The 19,804-nt window shown below is 62.6% G+C and carries 21 protein-coding genes; 11 read left to right on the forward strand and 10 right to left on the reverse strand.

Going from position 1 to position 19,804, the window contains the following annotated elements; all coding sequences use genetic code 11:
* The first annotated feature begins 3 nt into the window (after window positions 1-3).
* Together ABIE52_RS19395 and ABIE52_RS19400 are read left to right on the forward strand one after the other, a co-directional pair.
* Window positions 4-1,062, forward strand: coding sequence for an AAA family ATPase (locus tag ABIE52_RS19395; RefSeq protein ID WP_007732419.1), 1,059 nt, complete (start codon window positions 4-6; stop codon window positions 1,060-1,062).
* 135 nt (window positions 1,063-1,197) lie between these two features.
* Window positions 1,198-2,883, forward strand: a complete 1,686-nt coding sequence (locus tag ABIE52_RS19400) for a purine-cytosine permease family protein (protein WP_058227137.1) — start codon at window positions 1,198-1,200, stop codon at window positions 2,881-2,883.
* Window positions 2,884-2,938: 55 nt separating this feature from the next.
* Here ABIE52_RS19400 and ABIE52_RS19405 read toward each other — a convergent pair whose 3' ends face one another.
* The gene (locus tag ABIE52_RS19405) at window positions 2,939-4,330 is read right to left on the reverse strand and encodes an MFS transporter (RefSeq protein ID WP_020968263.1); all 1,392 of its coding nucleotides are present in this window, start codon (window positions 4,328-4,330) and stop codon (window positions 2,939-2,941) included.
* A gap of 281 nt (window positions 4,331-4,611) precedes the next feature.
* On the opposite strand from ABIE52_RS19405, the gene nhaA reads away from it, so the two are divergent.
* Genes nhaA through ABIE52_RS19420 form a run of 3 tightly spaced genes read left to right on the forward strand, consistent with a single transcriptional unit; the run spans window position 4,612 to window position 7,292 of the window.
* Window positions 4,612-5,835 (forward strand): Na+/H+ antiporter NhaA, encoded by a 1,224-nt coding sequence (nhaA, locus tag ABIE52_RS19410; protein ID WP_354541584.1) that lies wholly within the window; start codon window positions 4,612-4,614, stop codon window positions 5,833-5,835.
* Window positions 5,832-6,341, forward strand: coding sequence for a phage holin family protein (locus tag ABIE52_RS19415; RefSeq protein ID WP_007732413.1), 510 nt, complete (start codon window positions 5,832-5,834; stop codon window positions 6,339-6,341). Before nhaA ends, ABIE52_RS19415 begins: the two co-directional genes overlap by 4 nt.
* Window positions 6,342-6,356: 15 nt before the next feature.
* Window positions 6,357-7,292 (forward strand): alpha/beta fold hydrolase, encoded by a 936-nt coding sequence (locus ABIE52_RS19420; RefSeq protein WP_007732412.1) that lies wholly within the window; start codon window positions 6,357-6,359, stop codon window positions 7,290-7,292.
* A gap of 3 nt (window positions 7,293-7,295) precedes the next feature.
* Here ABIE52_RS19420 and ABIE52_RS19425 read toward each other — a convergent pair whose 3' ends face one another.
* Genes ABIE52_RS19425 through nth form a run of 4 tightly spaced genes read right to left on the reverse strand, consistent with a single transcriptional unit; the run spans window position 7,296 to window position 10,644 of the window.
* Window positions 7,296-8,486: a MarP family serine protease gene (locus tag ABIE52_RS19425; protein WP_003946095.1), complete on the reverse strand. Its 1,191-nt coding sequence runs from the start codon at window positions 8,484-8,486 to the stop codon at window positions 7,296-7,298.
* A complete protein-coding gene (locus ABIE52_RS19430) occupies window positions 8,483-9,202 on the reverse strand; it encodes an NUDIX hydrolase (RefSeq protein ID WP_050655297.1) in 720 nt (239 codons plus the stop codon). Before ABIE52_RS19430 ends, ABIE52_RS19425 begins: the two co-directional genes overlap by 4 nt.
* Complete coding sequence (locus tag ABIE52_RS19435; protein WP_003943500.1) at window positions 9,199-9,852, reverse strand: TlpA family protein disulfide reductase; 654 nt, start codon at window positions 9,850-9,852, stop codon at window positions 9,199-9,201. The genes ABIE52_RS19430 and ABIE52_RS19435 overlap by 4 nt, the downstream gene beginning before the upstream one ends.
* A gap of 6 nt (window positions 9,853-9,858) precedes the next feature.
* Complete coding sequence (nth, locus tag ABIE52_RS19440; protein ID WP_003943471.1) at window positions 9,859-10,644, reverse strand: endonuclease III; 786 nt, start codon at window positions 10,642-10,644, stop codon at window positions 9,859-9,861.
* Between the two features lie 80 nt (window positions 10,645-10,724).
* Between nth and ABIE52_RS19445 the strand changes: the two genes are divergently transcribed.
* The 6 genes from ABIE52_RS19445 to ABIE52_RS19470 all read left to right on the forward strand — a co-directional run bounded on the left by ABIE52_RS19445 (window position 10,725) and on the right by ABIE52_RS19470 (window position 15,459).
* Window positions 10,725-10,997 (forward strand): hypothetical protein, encoded by a 273-nt coding sequence (locus ABIE52_RS19445; protein WP_019746620.1) that lies wholly within the window; start codon window positions 10,725-10,727, stop codon window positions 10,995-10,997.
* Window positions 10,998-11,252: 255 nt separating this feature from the next.
* A complete protein-coding gene (locus ABIE52_RS19450; protein ID WP_003943506.1) occupies window positions 11,253-11,927 on the forward strand; it encodes a Crp/Fnr family transcriptional regulator in 675 nt (224 codons plus the stop codon).
* Between the two features lie 130 nt (window positions 11,928-12,057).
* A complete protein-coding gene (locus tag ABIE52_RS19455; RefSeq protein WP_007732407.1) occupies window positions 12,058-12,528 on the forward strand; it encodes a nuclear transport factor 2 family protein in 471 nt (156 codons plus the stop codon).
* A 15-nt stretch (window positions 12,529-12,543) separates the two neighbouring features.
* Complete coding sequence (locus ABIE52_RS19460) at window positions 12,544-13,104, forward strand: TetR/AcrR family transcriptional regulator (protein WP_042446684.1); 561 nt, start codon at window positions 12,544-12,546, stop codon at window positions 13,102-13,104.
* Between the two features lie 85 nt (window positions 13,105-13,189).
* Complete coding sequence (locus ABIE52_RS19465; protein ID WP_192712908.1) at window positions 13,190-14,482, forward strand: carboxylesterase family protein; 1,293 nt, start codon at window positions 13,190-13,192, stop codon at window positions 14,480-14,482.
* A 50-nt stretch (window positions 14,483-14,532) separates the two neighbouring features.
* Window positions 14,533-15,459 (forward strand): LysR substrate-binding domain-containing protein, encoded by a 927-nt coding sequence (locus ABIE52_RS19470; protein ID WP_003943516.1) that lies wholly within the window; start codon window positions 14,533-14,535, stop codon window positions 15,457-15,459.
* Window positions 15,460-15,517: 58 nt separating this feature from the next.
* Here the strand turns inward: ABIE52_RS19470 and ABIE52_RS19475 are convergent, their stop codons facing one another.
* From ABIE52_RS19475 to ABIE52_RS19495, 5 genes are all read right to left on the reverse strand, one after another.
* A complete protein-coding gene (locus tag ABIE52_RS19475) occupies window positions 15,518-16,876 on the reverse strand; it encodes an MFS transporter (protein ID WP_042446679.1) in 1,359 nt (452 codons plus the stop codon).
* A gap of 184 nt (window positions 16,877-17,060) precedes the next feature.
* On the reverse strand, window positions 17,061-18,056 hold the full coding sequence (locus ABIE52_RS19480; protein WP_042446676.1) for an amidohydrolase family protein: 996 nt from the start codon (window positions 18,054-18,056) through the stop codon (window positions 17,061-17,063).
* 3 nt (window positions 18,057-18,059) lie between these two features.
* Window positions 18,060-18,581 carry a 3-hydroxyanthranilate 3,4-dioxygenase gene (locus ABIE52_RS19485; RefSeq protein ID WP_003943511.1) on the reverse strand — a complete coding sequence of 174 codons (522 nt, stop codon included), beginning with the start codon at window positions 18,579-18,581 and terminating at the stop codon, window positions 18,060-18,062.
* Window positions 18,578-19,030, reverse strand: a complete 453-nt coding sequence (locus ABIE52_RS19490) for a RidA family protein (protein ID WP_003943520.1) — start codon at window positions 19,028-19,030, stop codon at window positions 18,578-18,580. The genes ABIE52_RS19485 and ABIE52_RS19490 overlap by 4 nt, the downstream gene beginning before the upstream one ends.
* Complete coding sequence (locus ABIE52_RS19495) at window positions 19,027-19,800, reverse strand: 2-keto-4-pentenoate hydratase (RefSeq protein ID WP_042950503.1); 774 nt, start codon at window positions 19,798-19,800, stop codon at window positions 19,027-19,029. The genes ABIE52_RS19490 and ABIE52_RS19495 overlap by 4 nt, the downstream gene beginning before the upstream one ends.
* Window positions 19,801-19,804 lie beyond the last annotated feature (4 nt).

The following is a 19,804-nucleotide window of genomic DNA, read 5'->3' on the forward strand; positions in this document are numbered from 1 at the left end:
ACTGTGCCTTATATCACCGACATGCTCCATGACCGGAACAGTGCAGCAGCACCACCGCCGGCCGAGGAACGAACCGAACCCGTACCGGTCGGGGCCTTCGACGCTCGCAAGCTCTCGAAAGCCCTGAGTTCCAAGATCGTCGGACAACAGGCCGCCGTCGACGCAGTGGTTCGTGCGATTTCGATCGCGCATGTCGGTGCAACGGATCCGACGCGTCCGCTCGCCAACATCCTTCTCGTTGGCCCGACCGGCGTCGGCAAGACGGAATTGGTGCGGCGCGTGGCCGCAGAACTACGGTCAGGACCTGATGATCTGTGCCGCATCGACATGAATGCTCTTGCGCAAGAGCATTATGCGGCGTCGTTCTCCGGGGCTCCACCTGGATATGCCGGTAGCAAGGAGTCCTTCACGCTGTTCGACAAGAACACCGTCGAGGGCGATCCGTACACCCCCGGAATCGTCCTGTTCGACGAAGTGGAGAAGGCCGACCCCACCGTGCTGCGTGCGCTCCTGCAGGTCCTCGACAACGGCGAACTCCGGTTGGCGAACGGTCAGCAGAAGATCTCGTTCCGCAACAGCTACGTGTTCCTGACCTCGAATCTCGGCTCTGCTGCGGTGGCAGAACGTCGGCGATCTCACCTGCGGCAGCTCGCCGATCGCGTCCGGATCGATCGACCGCGCCATGGTCATCATCTGGTGCAACGCGCGTTGGAGAAGTTCTTCGACCCCGAATTCTTCAACCGCATCGACGAAACCGTGATCCTCGACGAGTTCGACGAACAGACCGCGGAACAAGTGACCCGTCTCGAGATCGAACTGATCACGACTCGGTTGGCCAGGAGAGGCATCGACGTCGAGGTGGAGGACAGCGCCGTCGCCCTGTTGCAACGGCGCGGGTTCGACCCGGTGTACGGAGCACGTGGCCTGCGCCGGACCATCCGGAACGTCTTGGCCGACCCGGTGGCCGCCGCCGTTCTCGACCTTCGGCCGGTCGGGACGCAACCACTCGCCTTGCAGGCGCGGGCAGTTGGTGATCAGATACAGGTAAAGAAAGTCCCATGAGTGCTCGCTCACGTTGCGGATCGAATCCGCAACGTGGGCGACACATTTCAAACATGTCCGCGTAACGCCACCTCCCTAGGTTGGGTGCCTGCACCACAAAGTGCACATGCACAGGCACCCAGGGGAAGTGACGTCATGACAGCAGTGAACGAGCAGGTGTCCGCCGGCGCACCGGACAGGGTAGATCTCGGTGAGAATGCCGCACTGAAGGAGACTCTGGAGGACTACACCCTCCGATTTGCGCCACGCAGCTACCGCAAATGGGGAACCGGCGTCGTCGCGACCTCCGCGCTCGGCGGAATCGCGTATCTCGCAGACTTCTCGATCGGCGCCAACATCGGCATCTCGTACGGCACCGGTAACGCATTGCTGGGCATCGCCGTGTTTGCCGTCGTCATCATGGCGACCGGCTTCCCACTCGCCTACTATGCCGCGCGATACAATATCGACCTCGATTTGATCACTCGTGGAAGCGGTTTCGGCTACTACGGCTCGGTGGTCACCAACGTCATCTTCGCGACGTTCACCTTCATCTTCTTCGCGCTCGAAGGTTCCATCATGGCCCAGGGTTTGAAACTGGGGCTCGGGATCCCACTCTCGATCGGCTACGCGGTCTCGACCCTGATGGTCATTCCACTGGTCATCTACGGAATGAAGGCTCTGGCAAAGCTCCAAGTGTGGACGACGCCTCTGTGGCTCGTCATGATGGTGCTGCCGTTCCTGTATCTGCTGTTCAAGCACCCTGATTCGGTGAGCGCGTTCTTCGCCTTCGGCGGTGAGGACGGCGCAAACGGCAAGGGCGTCAACTTCGGATCGGTGATGCTGGCCGCGGGTGTCTGCTTGTCGCTGATCGCACAGATCGCCGAGCAGATCGACTACCTACGCTTCATGCCGCCCAAGACGCCGGAAAACACCCGCCGTTGGTGGGCTGCAGTAATTCTCGCCGGCCCCGGCTGGGTGATCTTCGGCGCGTTCAAGCAGATCGTCGGACTGTTCCTCGCCGTGTACATCATCGCGAACGTCGTCGACGGATCCTCGATCGCCAACCAGCCCGTGCACCAGTTCCTCGAGATCTACCAGGACATGATGCCTCACTGGCTGGCCATGACGCTGGCCGTGATCCTCGTGGTCATCAGCCAGATCAAGATCAACGTCACCAACGCGTACTCCGGCTCACTGGCCTGGACCAACTCGTACACCCGCGTCACCAAGACCTACCCCGGACGCATGGTCTTCGTTCTGGTCAACCTGGCGATCGCACTGATCTTGATGGAAGCCAACATGTTCGACTTCCTCAACACGATCCTCGGGTTCTACGCCAACTGCGGTATCGCCTGGGTCGTGGTCGTCGCCTCGGACATCGCGATCAACAAGTACTGGTTGAAGCTCTCCCCGAAAGTCCCCGAGTTCCGACGCGGGATGCTCTACGACGTCAACCCCGTCGGCTTCGTGTCGATGCTGCTGGCCGCGGGCATTTCGATCCTGGTGTTCTTCGGTGCTTTCGGTTCGGCGATCAAGCCGTTCTCCCCGATCGTCGCAATCGTCATCGCACTGGTGATGCCGCCGATCCTGGCCGTCGCCACCAAGGGAAAGTACTACCTACGACGCACCGACGACGGCATCGATCTGCCGATGTTCGACGAGTACGGGAACCCCTCCGGTGAAACGCTTCTGTGCTGCGTCAGCGGAATCGAATTCGAGCGTCCCGACATGCTCGCGTCGAACGTGCCCGGTCCGAACGGCGAGAAGCAGTACATCAGCTCCCTGGCCTTGAGCACCGACAAGACCGGTGAGCACGTCCTGCCTGCTCAGCTTCCCTGACAACTGCTGTGCGCCTTTATTAACCGCCGGGGGTTAATAAAGGCGCACAGCAGGGTTATGCCCCTACATCGTCGAGCGACTCACCCTTCGTCTCACGCATGACCAGCAGCGCGACAAAAGTCAGCGTCGCCGCTACGAGAAGATAGATGCCGACCCAACCGACGCCGTAGTTCTTCGCGAGGTAGACGGCGATGAACGGCGCCACCGCTGCGCCCAGAATACTGGCCGTGTTGTACGCGATTCCCGAGCCCGTGTAGCGGACGTTGGTCGGGAAGAGTTCCGGGAGAACGGCACTCATCGGTCCGAAGGTCAGGCCCATGAGCAGCATGCCCACGATGAGGAACGCCAACATACGACCGTCGTTCATTCCGTCCGGTTCGAGGAACACGCCGAAGGTCAAGCCGAACACCATGATCAGGCCGGTGATGATCAGCAGTGTGATACGACGCCCGTAGCGGTCGGCGAGCCAACCCGAGACCGGCACGGCAGCAGCGAAGAACACGACTGCGATGAGCTGCAGGACAAGGAAATCGGTGTACTTGAAGCCTGCGCCGGTTCCGCCGTCGGCCGCCGTCTTGCCGGTTCCGTGGCTGAGAACCCAGGTGGTCATGATGTAGAACAGCGTGTACGTCGCGAGCATCACGAACGTACCGATGATCAGCTGACGCCAACTGGTCTTGAATACCTCGGCCACCGGAGTCTTGACCTTCTCGCCGCGCTCGACTGCGCGCGCGAACACCGGGGTTTCCTCGAGCTTGAGCCGGACGTACAGGCCGATCATCACCATGATTGCGCTGAGCAGGAACGGAATTCGCCATCCCCAACTCAGGAAGGCACCCTCGAGGTCCGGGCTGGAATTGTCGTGGTTCATGAACAACGTGATGATCAGGAACAGTCCGTTGGCCATGAAGAAGCCGATGGGCGCACCGAGTTGCGGCCACATCGCCGCCCAGGCCCGCTTGCCTTCCTTGGCTGTCTCGGTCGCGAGCAGCGCCGCACCCGACCATTCGCCGCCGAGTCCGAGGCCCTGGCAGAAACGCATGAGCGCCAACAGCGCCGGGGCCAGTAGACCGATCTGGTGATAGGTGGGCAGCAGTCCGATGAGGAAGGTCGCGATACCCATCGTCAGCAGCGAGCCGACCAGAGTTGCCTTGCGTCCGACGCGGTCACCGAAGTGCCCGAAGAGAATCGAGCCGAGGGGACGGGCGACAAACGCGAGTCCGAACGTCGCCAACGACGCGAGAAGCGCGGTGGTGTCGTTGCCCTTCGGGAAGAACAGGTGCGGGAACACCGATACTGCCGCTGTTGCATAGATGTAGAAGTCGTAGAACTCGATGGACGTACCCACCATGCTGGCAACCACGATTCGGCTGCGCGGCACTCCGGCGACGGTATCTGCGTCGCCGCCCTCCGGCTTGGGTGGATTCTCACTGACTGACGTGCTCAAAACATGCTCCTGCGCCGTTATACGAAAATGTCCAATTGGTGGGATAGTGTCCCAATCAGTAGGAATTGAACACCCGCGGGGTTTTCCGACGCAAATTCGGTTCGCGAATTCGGCTCAGCGGGCAATCCGCGATAAAATTCCGTAAAGGTGAGCCGGGAAGTCTGGTCGGCACGTGCATTCGATGCGTCACAACGTCGATCACGTTCATGTCTGTTGCATCCGAATTCGGTTGCACGAACAAAGGTCGTCCCCACGCGTGATCTCCACCCTGCGTTCCGAAACTGTCCCGCTACCTCCGCACCGAAACGGTGGGCGGATCGATCCTCCTGATCGCTGCCGCCCTCGCTCTGATCTGGGTGAACTCTCCTTTCGGTGAGAGCTACATCGCACTACGTGACTTCCAGATCGGTCCGTCCGCACTCCATCTCGACCTCAGCTTGGGCACGTGGGCGCAGGACGGACTGCTTGCCGTCTTCTTCTTCGTTGCCGGCCTCGAACTCAAACGTGAACTGGTGGTCGGCGAACTCGCGGACCGCAAAGCCGCGATGCTCCCGATCATTGCGGCGTGCGGCGGCGTCCTGGTCCCCGCGATCATCGCGGCGTCCATCGGTTTCGGCACGCCCGGCATGGACAAGGGCTGGGCTATTCCCGTTGCGACGGACATCGCTTTTGCCCTCGGCGTGCTCGCGCTGACCGGCTCGAAGATCCCGGCGAGCGCCCGAGTTTTCCTGCTCAGCCTGGCCGTCGTCGACGATCTGCTCGCGATCATCCTCATCGCCGTACTGTTCACCGGTTCCCTCGCGATGTTGTGGCTGCTGACCGCGGCCGCAGCCCTGGCTGCCTACGCCTACGCCCAACACAAACGCATCACGACGCCGTTCCTCTACGTCCCGCTGGCACTACTGACCTGGTACGCGATGCACGAAGCGGGGATACACGCCACACTCGCGGGCGTCGCGCTCGGCTTACTCACCCGGGTGAGGCGCGATCCGGACGAGGAGTACGCGCCCGGTAGCCGTCTCGAGCACCGTATTCAGCCCTACTCTGCAGGCTTCTGTGTCCCCGTCTTCGCACTGTTCGCCTCCGGTGTTCCGATCAACGCGGCGGTGCTCGGCGACATTTTCACCGACCCCGTCGGGCAATCGGTTGTCGTCGGTCTTCTGGTCGGCAAAACCGTCGGAATCTTCGGAATTTCCCTGCTCGCGATCAAATTGGGGATAGCAACCAAACCCAAGACACTGGAATTGAGAGACATGTTTGCCCTCTCAGTTCTCGGTGGCATCGGGTTCACCGTTAGCCTGCTTGTAGCAGACCTCGCATTGGACGGGGTCGGCGATGGCAGCGAGGCCGAGATAGCGAAGGCCGCAGTTCTCGTGACATCGTTGGTGGCATCGCTGATCGGATCAGCGCTGCTGTGGCGACGTGGACGAGTTCATGCGGCTCGAGACGACGCTTCCGCCATTGCCACGGACGCGAGAGAACTACCTGGAGAGGTCGACAAGTGAGCTTGACCAACGGAGAGAGCCAGCGCTTCACCGGAGATGGAGTACCGAACACGGTCTCTTCCATCCCTCTCACCGATGTGGACGCCCGCACGCCGGGCGAGGCCACCATCGGGGCCCTCGTCAAGGACGCGACCGCACAGGTCTCCACCCTCGTGCGCGCCGAGGTCGAACTTGCCAAGGCCGAGGTGACGGGCGAGGTCAAGAAGGGTCTGCAGGGCAGCGTCTTCTTCATCCTGGCCTTCACGGTTCTGCTGTTCAGCTCGTTCTTCTTCTTTTTCTTCCTGGCCGAGATGCTCGACACCTGGGTGCCGCGCTGGCTGGCGTTCCTCATCGTCTTCCTGATCATGGTGGTGACCACCGCGATTCTGGCGCTGCTCGGTTATCTGCGCGTGCGCAAGCTGAGGGCTCCGGAGAAGACGATCGAATCGCTCAAGCAGGCCAAGAACGTCATCCCCGGCAGCCATGACGACGCAAAGCCGTCTGTCGATTTCAACGCGCGCCGGTAGCGAGTCTGATCGAAAGTGGCAGCCCCAGATCCATCCACCGTCAGGTTCGACGGCCCCTGGATTCACCGGGACATTCACGCCAACGGCATCCGGTTTCACGTCGTCGAGGTAGGCGACGCGGAGCCGGATGCTCCGTTGGTGGTCCTGTTGCACGGATTCGCCGATTTCTGGTGGTCCTGGCGCCATCAGTTGACGGCACTGTCGGAGCAGGGATTCCGCGTCGTCGCCATGGATCTTCGTGGGTACGGCGATTCCGACAAGCCCCCTCGCGGCTACGACGGTTGGACGCTCGCCGGTGACGTAGCCGGCCTCATTCGTGCGATGGGTTACGGCAAGGCCACGCTGATCGGTCATGCCGACGGCGGGTTGGTGTGCTGGGCGACCGCGCTCCTGCATCCACGCCTGGTGCGGTCGATAGCGCTGATCTCGTCACCACACCCGATGGCGCTCAAGAAAGCAGTCGTCCGCGACCCCTATCAGCGCCGCGCGCTTTTGCCCTCGTTCCTGGCCTATCAGGTACCGCTACGCCCGGAACGTCGGTTGACGGCCGACAACGGCGCCGAAGTGGAGCGTCTGGTTCGCTCGCGGTCCGGCCCCACCTGGCCGCAGCAACCCGAATTCGCAGACGTCATGAGCAAGATGCGGTCCGCGATCCGGATCCCGGGCGTCGCGCATTCCACGTTGGAGTACCAGCGTTGGGCCTTCCGCAGCCAGCTCCGCCCCGAGGGCCGACGTTTCATGCGTTTGATGGATCAGGTTCTTCGCATTCCGATCGTCCAGATTCACGGCGAACTCGACCCGTACGTGCTCACCCGTACCGTGCGTCGCGACAAGCACTGGGCTCCCGGCGAGAAACTGCGCACCATTGCCGGAGTCGGTCATTACGCGCATCAGGAAGCCCCCGAGCGCGTCAATCGCGAACTCGGGGACTTCCTCCTTACGGAGAAGTGACCGCTACAGGATGCACGCGCCCGTCGGTACGGGCGTCGATGCCGAGGCAGCCGCGTTCAACTGGCGCGAGACTTCCTGCGCGGTGAGGACGAATCCGGTGTCACTGTCGTCGACGGCAGCACCGAACACGACGCCGAGGACCCGCCCCTGATCATCGACCATCGGTCCACCCGAGTTGCCCTGCCGGATGGATCCGCGGACGGTGTAGACCTCACGCTGGGTGGTTCCGGCCTTGTAGATGTCCGGCCCGTTCAGGTTGAGGACCTCACGAACGCGGGCTGCGCTGGCCGTGTACGGACCACCGCCGGGGTAGCCGAGCACCAACGCGTTGTCACCGGTCCGAGCCTGCTCCGGAGCGAACGGCAGCACCGGCGCGTCCAATCCGGGAACCGCCAGAATCGCGATGTCCACGGCGGAGTCGAAGAGAACCACCTGCGCGGGCAGTGCGCCTTCCATGGTGTCCACGGTGATGCTCTCGGTTCCGGCAACCACGTGGGCGTTGGTCATGACGCGTTCGGGGGCGACGATGAATCCGGATCCCTCGAGCGCGCGCTGGCAACTCGGTGCGACGCCGTTGATGCGGAGAACACTCGGACGCAACTGCGCCGCCAACGGACTGGCGAGAACGCTCGCGTCGGGTGCTTCGACCTCGGTGATGGGCGTGCGCCCGAACGGGCCGATGACGTCAGGCAGGCCGGAGGTGTCGAGCAGCGCCGAGAACTCGGTCGGGATGCGGCGCAGCCACTGCGGCGCCACTTCGTCCACGCTGGCGAGAACGTCCGAACCACGAACAGCGGCGGCAATATTCGGCTGCGACGAGGAAGTGAGCGGAATCGCGAGCAACCACGCCGCGACCACGACAGCCACCGCCTGTAGACCCGCACCGATGACGCTGTCGACGGATCGCGCCGTCGGACTGTGCATTCCGCTGCGCGCCGCGCGTCCGAGCACCATGCCGGCGACCTCGCCGATGATGACCAACACGACGATCAGCGAGATGCCCGCGAGGATGCGCAGCTTGCCTTCGGTGACGTGCACGAGCAGGTGCGGCGCCAACAGAATCCCGGCGACGGCACCGAGGATCACGCCGACGAACGCCAGCGCCGACGCCACCGCGCCCTGACGCCATCCGGACGTGGCCGCGATGAGGGCGACCAGAACGATGGCGATGTCCACCCAACGAGAACCTGTCATCGCGGCACCGCCGAATCCTCGACACCTTCACCGAACTCGGACAGCGCTGTGTCCAGGTCTCTCACGTCCTCGTAGTTCCACGGAATCTCCCAGCCCGACACCGTGAACAGCGCCGCGAGGATTCCTGCTGTGAACCCCCAGACCAGCATGCCGTCGGCGCGGAACGCCGGGCCCTGGTACCCGAGGGGATGTCGAACCTGAAACCGGTTGTCTGGGTCGAGCAACGTGCGCAGCGGCACCCGGGCCACCCGTCCGACCTCGCCCTCGTCCTGAATGCCCACCGTCGTCGGCTGCTCCCAGTAGCCGAGCACCGGCGTCACGTCGAAACCCGACGGCGGGATGAAGATCTCCGGCAGCACGGTGAGCGGCTGAACTCCGCTCGGATCGAGCCCGGTCTCCTCCTGCGCTTCACGCAGCGCGGTGCCGACGGGGCCGTCGTCGCCCGGATCGGCGGCACCGCCGGGGAATGCGACCTGTCCGCTGTGCTGACGCATCGTCGACGCCCGTTGGGTCAGCAGGACGTCTGCGCCCTCCGGCAAGCCGCCGACGGCGAGAGGGTCGGCCTCACGCGGTCCGCCGAAGAGCACGAGCACCGCGGCCGGACGCGTCACGGTGCCGCGCGGCGCGCGACGCTCGAGGACGGGGTTGATCCGATGGGGATCGGTGGGCTCGGTGCTGGCGACAGCGCGCAACCACTCGGGAACCGGTGTACTCATACGACGACTCCCAGATATTGCGCCGCAGCGGCGGCGATCTCGTCCGCACTGCGGAAGGGTTGGGGCAAGACCTTGGCGACTGTTCCATCCGCGCGCACGAGCACCGACACCGGCAGCACCGGCGGTGCGCCCACTGCGATCCGTACCTTGCCGTCACCGTCCTGGACGCCGGGCAAACGCACCGAGTAGTCGATGAGTCGCGTCAAAGCGTTCTCCTGATTCGGATCCGAATGCACGGTCAGCACGTTGATGCTGCCGTCGGCGCGCTCCGCGAATTCCTGAAGGTACGGAAGCTCTTCGGCGCATGGCGCGCACCAGTACGCCCACAGATTGAGCAGAGTCGGCTTTCCGCCCACCGCTGCGGCAAGGTCGACGGGCGCTCCGTCGGAGACGCAGTCGAGGGTGATTCCGGCGAGAGCCGAGCCGGCAGGCGCTTCGCCGGTCGGAGTCGGGCAGGAGGCCAGAGCCGCCTGGCTACGGAGTTGATCGAGCGATTCCGACGACGGAGTGAACGTCGGCGGCTGATACGCGGACGAGGACGGGCCCGTCGAGGTGGGCGTCGTGTCGTCTCCTCCGCGCGGCCAGATCGCCACGACGAGAGCCGCGACGACCACGAGCGCAGCGAGAGACCATCTTCCGGCACTTGTCATCGGCGATCACAACCCTGCCAGGGCGAGCAGATGATCGGTCTCGGGGCCTTTCACCAGGGCCGCGGCCTCGGTTTTGTCGGTCGGGCCGAGACCGTACGACGGGCAGTCCTTGGCCAGGACACACACACCGCATGCGGGCTTGCGCGCGTGGCAGACCCGTCGGCCGTGAAAGATCACGCGATGCGAGAGCAGAGTCCATTCCTTACGTTCGATCAGTGCCCCGACGGCGTGTTCCACCTTGACGGCATCTTCTTCCTCGGTCCACTTCCACCGACGCACGAGCCGACCGAAGTGGGTGTCGACGGTGATTCCCGGAATGTCGAAGGCATTGCCCAGCACGACGTTCGCGGTCTTGCGTCCGATGCCTGGGAGTTTCACCAGATCTTCGAGCTTGTTCGGGACCTGCCCGTCGTGGCGTTCGAGTAGCGCCTGACCGAGTCCGATCAGCGACGTCGTCTTGTTCCGGTAGAAGCCGGTGGAGCGGATGTACTCCTCGAGTTCGGTCCGATCGGCTTCCGCGTATGCCTTTGCGTCGGGATAACGGGCGAAGAGTGCCGGCGTGACCATGTTGACGCGGACGTCGGTGCATTGCGCCGACAGGATTGTCGCCACTGCCAGTTCCAACGGAGTCGTGAAGTCGAGTTCGCAGTACACGTGTGGGAAAGCCACAGCGAGCTCACGATTCATCCGACGCGCCCGGCGTACCAATCCGAGGTGTGATTCTTCCTTCCGCGCACCCCCCGAACGCGGTTTCTTCCGCTGCTCTGAACTGCCTGTCGGGGTGGTCTGCACTCAGACAACTGTACGGATACGACATGAGTGGAGACTCCGTCGTGTCGATTCTGAGACCTTCGACGTGTTTACTTCCCCCTATGCAAGGACTCGCAGTAATTCTCTTTCCGCTACTGCTTATGCTCTTTGCCCTGGCGATGGAACGAGTCGAAGGGCGATTGCGTCGGCTCTCGGTCCAAGAGCATGAAGTAGAAGACTTCCTCGACCAGGCAAGTCACGACGACGTCGCCCGCCTGGCAAGCGATGGGTTTCCCCATGCGTTCGCCCGCTTCCACCGGAAGCGTAAGGGCCGTCAGTCGGAGGCTCCCGAGAGCGCCAGCCTGGGCGAAATCCGGACACAACGGGCAAGTTGACGGCCATACAAAGTAGTCACCGCAGCGGATTCCGGAAGAATTTTCGGCTCTTACGTGGCATCAATCACTCGTCGCGAGCTAACGGGACGTAGACTTCGATGCCGTACCTGTTGCATTGAACACAGATTGCATTGGACACAGTGTCTCACTCATGAGGGCTGAGCCTGTGTACGACGGTTTGTGCGCAGCGCGGGTACAAAGATAGATAGCGCAAAAATGACACCACAAACGAACAAATCCCAACAAGGAGCGCACGTGGACGACGTCCTGGCAAGAGCCGGCATCTTCCAAGGAGTCGAGCCCTCAGCGGTAGCGGCGCTGACAAAGCAGCTGCAGCCCGTCGACTTCCCCCGTGGACATGTCATCTTCAACGAAGGTGAACCCGGTGACCGCCTGTACATCATCGTGTCCGGCAAGGTGAAGATCGGTCGACGCTCACCCGACGGTCGCGAGAACCTGCTGACGATCATGGGCCCGTCCGACATGTTCGGCGAACTGTCCATCTTCGACCCCGGCCCCCGCACCTCGACGGCTACGACCGTCACCGAGGTTCGCGCCGTGAGCATGGACCGCGACGCTCTCAAGGCATGGATCCAGCAGCGCCCCGAGATCGCCGAGCAGCTTCTGCGCGTTCTCGCCCGCCGTCTGCGTCGTACCAACAACACCCTGGCCGACCTGATCTTCACGGACGTTCCCGGCCGTGTCGCCAAGGCGCTCCTGCAGCTCGCGCAGCGCTTCGGCACTCAGGAAGGTGGCGCCCTGCGCGTCACTCACGACCTCACGCAGGAAGAGATCGCCCAGCTCGTCGGCGCTTCCCGCGAGACCGTCAACAAGGCGCTCGCTGATTTCGCACACCGCGGATGGCTTCGCCTCGAAGGCAAGAGCGTCCTGATCTCGGATTCCGAGCGTCTCGCTCGTCGCGCGCGCTAGTTTCTTCCGGTTCGACTCTTTCGGCCGCTCCCGCTTCGGTGGGGGCGGCCGAAGTCGTTCACTGGACTCTTGTTGTACCTATCGGTAAAGTCTGTACCGATAGGTACATATCTGATCGAGAGGCCCCGCAATGACCGTCCGAGCACCGATTCCGCCCTTCACTCACGAAACTGCCGTCCAGAAGGTCCGCCTCGCCGAGGACGGATGGAACTCACGCGATCCGCACAAGGTGTCGCTGGCCTACACGCCGGACAGTTGGTGGCGTAATCGGTCGACGTTCGTCACCGGCCGATCCGAGATCGTCGAACTTCTGACCGAGAAGTGGACCCGCGAACTGGACTACCGGTTGATCAAAGAGTTGTGGGCACACAGCGACGACCGCATCGCAGTGCGATTCGCGTACGAGTGGCACGATCACGACGGGCAGTGGTTCCGCTCCTACGGCAACGAGAACTGGGAATTCGACGCCGACGGACTCATGCACCACCGTCATGCCAGCATCAACGACGTTCCCATCGAGGAGTCCGAGCGAAAGTTCTTCTGGGATCCGACCGGACCACGCCCGCACGATCATCCGGGCCTGAGCGAGTTGGGTCTGTGATGAAAGGATGAATCCATGGCCAGACAGGTAGCTGAACGCTCGGACACGATTCCCGCTCTCGCAAACGTGTTTCGAACCTACGGGTTCGACGGAGCAAGCCTGGCCGTCATCACCGAACACACCGGTTTAGGCAAAGGCAGTCTCTACAACTTCTTTCCGCGCGGGAAGGAAGAGATGGCCGAGGCCGTACTCGACGAGGTCGACGGATGGTTTCGCGCCGAAGTCTTCGAACCTCTTCGAGCAGAATCGGTTCCACCGAGGCAGCGCATCCAGAGCATGTTCGCTACCGCGGGCGACTACTTTCGGTCAGGGCAACGCATTTGCCTGTTCGGCGCATTTGCACTCGGTGAAGAGCGAAACCGCTTCGGCGCCAGGGTGCGAACATACTTCGACGAATGGACAGCGGCTCTCGAGGCGGCACTCGTCGGTGCCGAAGATTCCATCGGACTCGCCGAAGAAGCCGTGGCCGGGATCCAAGGGGCGATCGTGATGTCCCGGGCACTGGACGACGGTTCCGTATACAGCCGAGTGACGACGCGACTCGAAGATCGACTGGTACAGGCACTCACGCCGTAACGCATACCGCACGACCACAAAGGCATTTGTGCCGCGGCATCCACCTGGCATGCTCGAAAAAGCATGCACAAGAAGAAAGGAACCCATGCCCTCGTTCGAGACGGTGATCGCATCCACCCCTTCGGGGAAGGTCCGCGGCCGAAAGCGTGACGGTTCCTACTACTTCGGTGCGATCCCCTACGCCAGCGCACCGCGCTTCGAGAAGCCTCGACCGGTGGAACCGTTCTCCGACGTCTTCGACGCCACAGCGCTTGGCACGGTCTTCCCCCAACCACCTTCACGACTCGAACGCATCATGGGGCCACCGCTCCCCGAACCGGAGCACAGCGAGGACAGCTTCACCGTCACCGTCACAACCCCGTCGCTGACCGGTCATCGCCCGGTGATGGTGTGGCTTCACGGTGGCGGGTACTCCAGTGGCGGCGGCTCACTCCCCTGGTACGACGGCGGCGCTTTGTCAGCCGAGGGCGACGTCGTCGTGGTGTCGGTCAACTATCGCGTCGGCGTGCTCGGATACCTCCTCCTCGACGGCGTCAGCGAAGGCAATCTCGGGGTACACGATCAGATCACGGCGCTCGAGTGGGTGCGCGAGAACATCGAGGCATTCGGCGGCGACCCAGACTCGGTCACCGTATTCGGGCAGTCGGCCGGCGCCCATTCCATTGTGAATCTGTTGAGCAGTAACAACTCTCGAACCCTGTTCCATCGAGCAATTCTGCAGAGCACCCCACGGCCGGACCTCAACTTCACGCAGGCTGCCGCGATCGAGAACGGGGAGACGTTTGCCCGACTGCTCGACGGAGATCCTCGGACCGCGCCGCTCTCCCACATTCTCGACACATTCCGCGGCACGGCTGTCGAGTTCAGCCGGCGGTCCCCCAATGTCGTGCAACCGCCCTTCGCGCCGATCTCCGAACTGGAACCGGTGATCCGAACTTTCGAAACAGCGCCTGACGTCATCGTGGGATACACCCGAGACGAGGGATCTGCTTTCGTGCGCGACCTAGCGGGAGTACCCGATCCCGAACACGTCGCCGAAAAGGCACTGACACAGAACATGTTTGCCGAACCGGCAATGGAGCTGGCCGAGACCTTCACAGCGGCCGGCGCGTCGGTGTACACGTACCGCTTCGACTGGGCACCGACGGACGACGTCTTCGGGGCCACTCACTGCATCGAACTACCCTTCGTGTTGGGAACCGAGCAGTCCTGGCAGGGCTCACCGATGCTGGGCAGCAGCGACTGGCAGAGCATCGACGCACTGGGCCGTCGGATACGCCGGCACTGGACGTCGTTTGCGCACACGGGAAGTCCGGACAGCAGCGAAACCTGGGAGAAGTACGCCTCGTCCCAATCGATCGGAATCACCTTCTCCTGAGCAACTTCGGGCGCCTACCCACCCGGAGAAATCCCGTCTAGGATTGCTCCATGGACATGCCCAAGCTCCTCGACGGGCGACTCAAACTCCGCCATCTCCTGCTCGTCGACGCATTGAGCCGTCAGGGCAGTGTGGTCGGCGCCGCTGCCGCACTTCACATCACGCAACCCGTCGCGACTCGGAGTCTGCACGACATCGAGTCCATTCTCGGTGTCTCGCTCTTCGACCGCGGCCCACGCGGCATCACCCCGACCATTTTCGGCGAGGCCTTCACAACTCATGCACGGGCCGTGATCGCGCAGCTGACCGAAGCCGGGCGGCACGTCGTCGAACTTGCCGACGCCAATCGCGGAACCGTCATCGTGGGAACACATCTCGCCGGATCCAACGTGCTGCTTCCCGGCGCTATCGCGCGCCTGAAGGTTCACCACCCGTTGCTCACCGTCGTCGTGCGCGAAGGTACGCCAGAGCAGTTGCTCACCGATCTGGAAGCGGGCCGAATCGACCTGATCGTCGGCCGGCTCACCTCACCTACCGATGACACCGCGACAAGACGGAACCTCTACGCCGAATCCGTCGAACTCGTCACCCGCGTAGATCACCCGCTCGCTCACCGCGAGGACGTCCAACTCGAAGAACTACGCGGCTTCCCCTGGATCCTTCCCGGGGTCGAGACAGTGCTCCGCCGCGAACTCGAGGAGTTCTTCGCCCGCAACGGCTTGCCGTTGCCCGAAAATCGGGTCGAGGCAACCTCTTTCCTCACCGTGCGTCAGCTACTGGTCGAGACCGACATGATCGCGGTACTACCGAGCCTCATCCCCCGCGACGACGCGCGCTTGACCACCCTGTCCATCACACTCGATCCGATCGGGCACAGCGTCGGCATCACCTCGTCGGCGACTCGCACGTCGAGTCCGTCCGCGCAGGCCCTGATCGCGACGCTGGAGTCCTTTGCAACTGAACTCATGCGACCGTGAAACGCCGATCGGCCCGTTCCCTCCAGAGGGAACGGGCCGATGTCGGATCAACCAGGACTCAGGCGTTTTCGGAGACGCGAATCTCCTCGTGCTCCAAGCCCCGCGACGAATCGGGGACAATCTTGAACAGGGCGATGGCGCCGACCAGGCTGATCGTGCACACCCCGGCGAGATACCAGGTCACACCGACCGAAGATCCGGTGGCGTCGAGCAGAGCCGTGGCGATCATCGGTGCCAGTCCACCGCCGAGAATCGCACCGCTCTGGAGGATCAGAGACGAGCCGGAATAGCGGACCTTGGCCGGGAAAGTGTCGGCGATGATGCTGCCCTGGACACAATGTGTGACCGGAACGATCAGGCCCATGCCCAGGAACGCGATGACGGCGACCATTTTGTTCTCGGTGTTGAGGAGCGGGAAGAACACGATGCACCACAACAGGATTGCAGCTGATCCGCCGATGAACATGTGCCGACGCCCGTACTTGTCGGCGATCTTTGTCCAGAACGGGATGGAAAGGAACCACAGGACTGCTGCCGCGGTCACGCTGAGCACCAGGAATTGCTTGTCGTAACCCAGATGTTGAGTTCCGTACGACAGGGTGAACACCATGAAGGCGTACGCCACGGCGGAGTTCGCCAAGCACGCGGCAAGCGTGAGAGACAAACGGGGGAAGCCGACCTTGAGCGACTCACGCAGCGGGAAGCGGACTATTTCGCCCTTCTCCATGATCCCGGCGAATGACGGCGACTCGGTGACGCGCAGGCGAATCACCAGACCGATCGCCACCAGAACGAAGCTGAGCAGGAACGGGATTCGCCAACCCCACGAAGCGAATGCCGAGTCCGACATCACGGCGTTGGTCGTCAGGAAGATGCCGTTGGCGAGAACCAGTCCGGCGGGTGTGCCCATCTGAGGGAAACCTGCATAGAGATTCTTCTGCCCCGCCGGCGCGTGCTCCATCGACATGAGTGTCGCGCCGGCGCCTTCACCGCCCAGACCGATGCCCTGAACGACGCGCATTGCCACCAGGAGGACGGGCGCCCAGAAACCGATGGAGTCGTAGTTCGGGATGAGGCCGATGAGTGTGGACCCGATGCCCATCATCACCAATGAGACCACGAGCGTGGCCTTGCGCCCGATCCGGTCACCGAAGTGCCCGAACACGAGTCCACCCACCGGCCGTGCAATGAACCCGACGGCGAAGGTGCTGAAGGCAGCCAGCGTGCCGGCCGTGGGGCTCAGGCTCGGGAAGAATTGTTTGTTGAAGATCAACGCGGCGGCTGTGCCGTAGAGGAAGAAGTCGTACCATTCGAGAGTTGTGCCGGCCAGGGTTGCCATGGCAACTCGGCTACGGGCCGCTTTCTCCGGCAACGGCTTTCCGTCGCTCGTAGTGCTGTTGGATATCTTGTCTGACATCGCGGAACCTATCGATTGGATGGGGCAGGCGGACGATGAAGTCTGTAGTCACCGACCCCGTCTTCGGGATTGTCGGTATCACGAGCGTCGTCGATCGTTGTGTTTGGAATTGTGCTCGCTCGAGACATGACTCACAAATGCCGAATTCACCGTCCGCCATACCGGAAAAGGTATAGCCGGGGCCTCAGACGAGACCCAGGAAGCGTTCGGCATTCCCCCGCGAAATCAATTGGCGCGCAGTATCGTCCAAGAACTCACTCTTGCGAACCACCTCACCGACCGGACGCTCCCCCAAGGGGTACGGGTAATCACTACCCACCATCACACGGTCCACCCCCACCGTGTCCACCAACAGTCGCAGCGCGCGCTCGTCGAAGACGACGGAATCCACGTAGAACCTTCCCAGGTAGTGCGAAGGCGGGAACTGCGACGTACCGATGATGTCGTTGCGGCCGTGCCAGGCGTTTTCCATCCGTCCCAACCAGAACGCGAAAGATCCACCACCGTGCGCAAATCCGATCTTGAGACGATCGTCGATCTTGTCGAACACCCCACCGAGAATCAGTGCGAGTATCGACAGGTGCGTTTCGGCCGGCATCGCAGTGAGCCACTGCGCCATCCAGCGATCGAGGCGCGGAGAGTTGGCCATGTCCCACGGGTGCACGAATACCGGCACGTCCAGCGACGCGCAGTGCTGCAGGAACGTCACCACGCCCTCGCTGTCGAGGTCCAGATCGCCGACATGATTGCCGATCTCGACACCGCGGTGCCCGTTCGCGATGCACCGCTCCAACTCACGGCACGCTGCGTCGGTGTCTTGCAGAGGCACCTGGCAGAAGGGAATCAAACGATCCTTCGCCGGCTCCACGATCTCGAGTGCGAGGTCGTTGAAGATCCGTGCAATGCGACTTGCCTGCTCACCGCTCCGGCCGTAGTTGAAGAACGCCGGAGTAGGTGAGACGACCTGCTTCTGCACGCCGTCGGCATCCATGTCCCGAAGCCGCACCTCGGCGTCCCAGGCATCGGACTGGATGCGACGGAACTCCTTGGTGCCCATCATGATCATTGCTTCGGTTTCCGACTCGACCTTCAGCCACGGCGCTTGCGGCCCCGCGTCTTCGGTCAGATCCGGCCACCCGTTGGGCACGTAGTGGGTGTGGATGTCGATCAGGTTGCTCATAGCTCAGCCCTTGCCGGGATGGAGCGTGCCGCACTTGTCACACGTGCGGGCTTCTTCGCTCTCGTAGAACTTGACGAACACCGGCGGAAGGTCGGCCACGATGTCGCGCACCTGAAGTTCGACCTCGTGAATCTTGTGATCACATTCGAGGCAGTACCACTGGAACTTCTCGAGCGTGCCTTCCTTGCGGACGCGTTCGATGACCAGGCCGATCGAGCCCGCGGTGGGACGCTGCGGCGAATGCGGAATGTCTCCTGGCAGCAACCAAGTTTCACCCTCGCGAATGTCGACGCGCTGAGGACCGTCTTCGGTCATGACATTGACGTGGATGTCGCCTTCGAGCTGGTAGAACCACTCCTCGTACGGATCGAGGTGGTAGTCGGTCCGCTGGTTGGGGCCGCCGACGACCTGCACGATGAAATCGTCTCCGAGCGCCATCGTCTGATTGTTGACGGGCGGCTGCAGGAGGTGGCGGTTGTCGTCGATCCACTTCTTGAAGTCGATGACGGGAGGAATCGTGGTCATGATGCATTCTCCGTATCTTCGGACGCCGAGCGTCGGGAGGCGGGCACGTACGCCACGCCGGAAATTTCGATGAGCAGGTGAGGGTGGGGCAGCTGGTGAACAGCCACAGTCGTTCTCGTCGGACCGTTTTCGTCGAACAGTTCGGCGTACACCTCGTTGTATCCGCCGAAGTCGTTCATCGACACCAGGTAGGAGGTGACCTGAACCAGATCACTCAGTTCTCCACCCACTTCGGCGAGAATCGCCGCGATGTTCTCGATGACGGCACGCGTCTGCGCCCGAATGTCGAGCGCCGTCGTCCCCATCTCGTCGACCTCGACGCCGACAAACGTGTTGTCGGGTCGACGCGAACTGGTCCCGGAGACATAGACGAAATCGCCGACCACCTTGACGTGGGGGAACTTTCCGCGCGGCTTCGCCAGCTTCTCGATGACCTGCGCCCCACTCATCGCTTCACACCTTTCACCGTGACGGTTCCGAGTCCGTCGATCGTGCACTGTGCGACGCCCTCGTCGAGTCGCACAGCTGCTGTGGCGGCACCGGCCAGAATTACCTGACCGGCGCGCAACGGAATTCGGCGTCGGCGGGCGATGTCGAGCAGTGCATGCAAAGCGCGCGCCGGATCGCCGAGAATGGCCGACGTGGAACCGACTACCGTCTCACCGCCGACTTCCATACGTACGGAACGGTCTTCGACGTTCTGTAGCGGCAGCCACCGCCCGATCACGTATCCGGCAGCGCTGGTGTTGTCAGCGACGACGTCGGTGTAGGTGAAGCGGAAGTCGCGATAGCGCGAGTCGATGATCTCCATTGCGGGAGCCAGCGCGTCGACGCAGGTTTCGATGTCGACGTTCGGATCGTCGAGATCGACGTCCTTCGACAGGCGGTATGCCACTTCGGGTTCGATCTTGGGATGAATGAACGTCCTCAGGTCGACTTCGCCGCCGTTGCTCACGCACATCGCGTCGGTCAACTGACCGACGATCACTTCGGAGACACCCATCTGCGCCATCTTCGCTTGGCTTGTGAAACCGAGCTTGATACCCACAATCGATTCGCCACGGCTGGTCCGCCGTTCGAGGAGTTCGTTCTGGATCCGGTAGGCCTCGTCGATGTCGATGGTGTATTCGTCGGCGAGGCTCGGGGTGTCGGTGCGAGTCTGCGCAGCGTCGTCGAGGCGACGCGCGAGCGCGGATACGGTGTCTTCGGGGGCTGTCATCACG

Source organism: Rhodococcus sp. OAS809 (assembly GCF_040546695.1).
Taxonomy (GTDB): Bacteria; Actinomycetota; Actinomycetes; order Mycobacteriales; family Mycobacteriaceae; genus Rhodococcus_F; species Rhodococcus_F qingshengii.

What these genes read in the sequence shown, in the direction of transcription:
- ABIE52_RS19485 (WP_003943511.1), bottom strand. Translation starts at nt 18,581, where the DNA reads ATGACCACGATTCCTCCCGTCATCGACTTCAAGAAGTGGATCGACGAC.
- ABIE52_RS19460 (WP_042446684.1), top strand. Translation starts at nt 12,544, where the DNA reads ATGGCCAGACAGGTAGCTGAACGCTCGGACACGATTCCCGCTCTCGCA.
- ABIE52_RS19465 (WP_192712908.1), top strand. Translation starts at nt 13,190, where the DNA reads ATGCCCTCGTTCGAGACGGTGATCGCATCCACCCCTTCGGGGAAGGTC.
- ABIE52_RS19435 (WP_003943500.1), bottom strand. Translation starts at nt 9,852, where the DNA reads ATGACAAGTGCCGGAAGATGGTCTCTCGCTGCGCTCGTGGTCGTCGCG.
- ABIE52_RS19480 (WP_042446676.1), bottom strand. Translation starts at nt 18,056, where the DNA reads ATGAGCAACCTGATCGACATCCACACCCACTACGTGCCCAACGGGTGG.
- ABIE52_RS19400 (WP_058227137.1), top strand. Translation starts at nt 1,198, where the DNA reads ATGACAGCAGTGAACGAGCAGGTGTCCGCCGGCGCACCGGACAGGGTA.
- ABIE52_RS19455 (WP_007732407.1), top strand. Translation starts at nt 12,058, where the DNA reads ATGACCGTCCGAGCACCGATTCCGCCCTTCACTCACGAAACTGCCGTC.
- ABIE52_RS19425 (WP_003946095.1), bottom strand. Translation starts at nt 8,486, where the DNA reads ATGACAGGTTCTCGTTGGGTGGACATCGCCATCGTTCTGGTCGCCCTC.
- ABIE52_RS19470 (WP_003943516.1), top strand. Translation starts at nt 14,533, where the DNA reads ATGGACATGCCCAAGCTCCTCGACGGGCGACTCAAACTCCGCCATCTC.
- ABIE52_RS19430 (WP_050655297.1), bottom strand. Translation starts at nt 9,202, where the DNA reads ATGAGTACACCGGTTCCCGAGTGGTTGCGCGCTGTCGCCAGCACCGAG.
- ABIE52_RS19495 (WP_042950503.1), bottom strand. Translation starts at nt 19,800, where the DNA reads ATGACAGCCCCCGAAGACACCGTATCCGCGCTCGCGCGTCGCCTCGAC.
- ABIE52_RS19445 (WP_019746620.1), top strand. Translation starts at nt 10,725, where the DNA reads ATGCAAGGACTCGCAGTAATTCTCTTTCCGCTACTGCTTATGCTCTTT.
- ABIE52_RS19490 (WP_003943520.1), bottom strand. Translation starts at nt 19,030, where the DNA reads ATGAGTGGGGCGCAGGTCATCGAGAAGCTGGCGAAGCCGCGCGGAAAG.
- ABIE52_RS19475 (WP_042446679.1), bottom strand. Translation starts at nt 16,876, where the DNA reads ATGTCAGACAAGATATCCAACAGCACTACGAGCGACGGAAAGCCGTTG.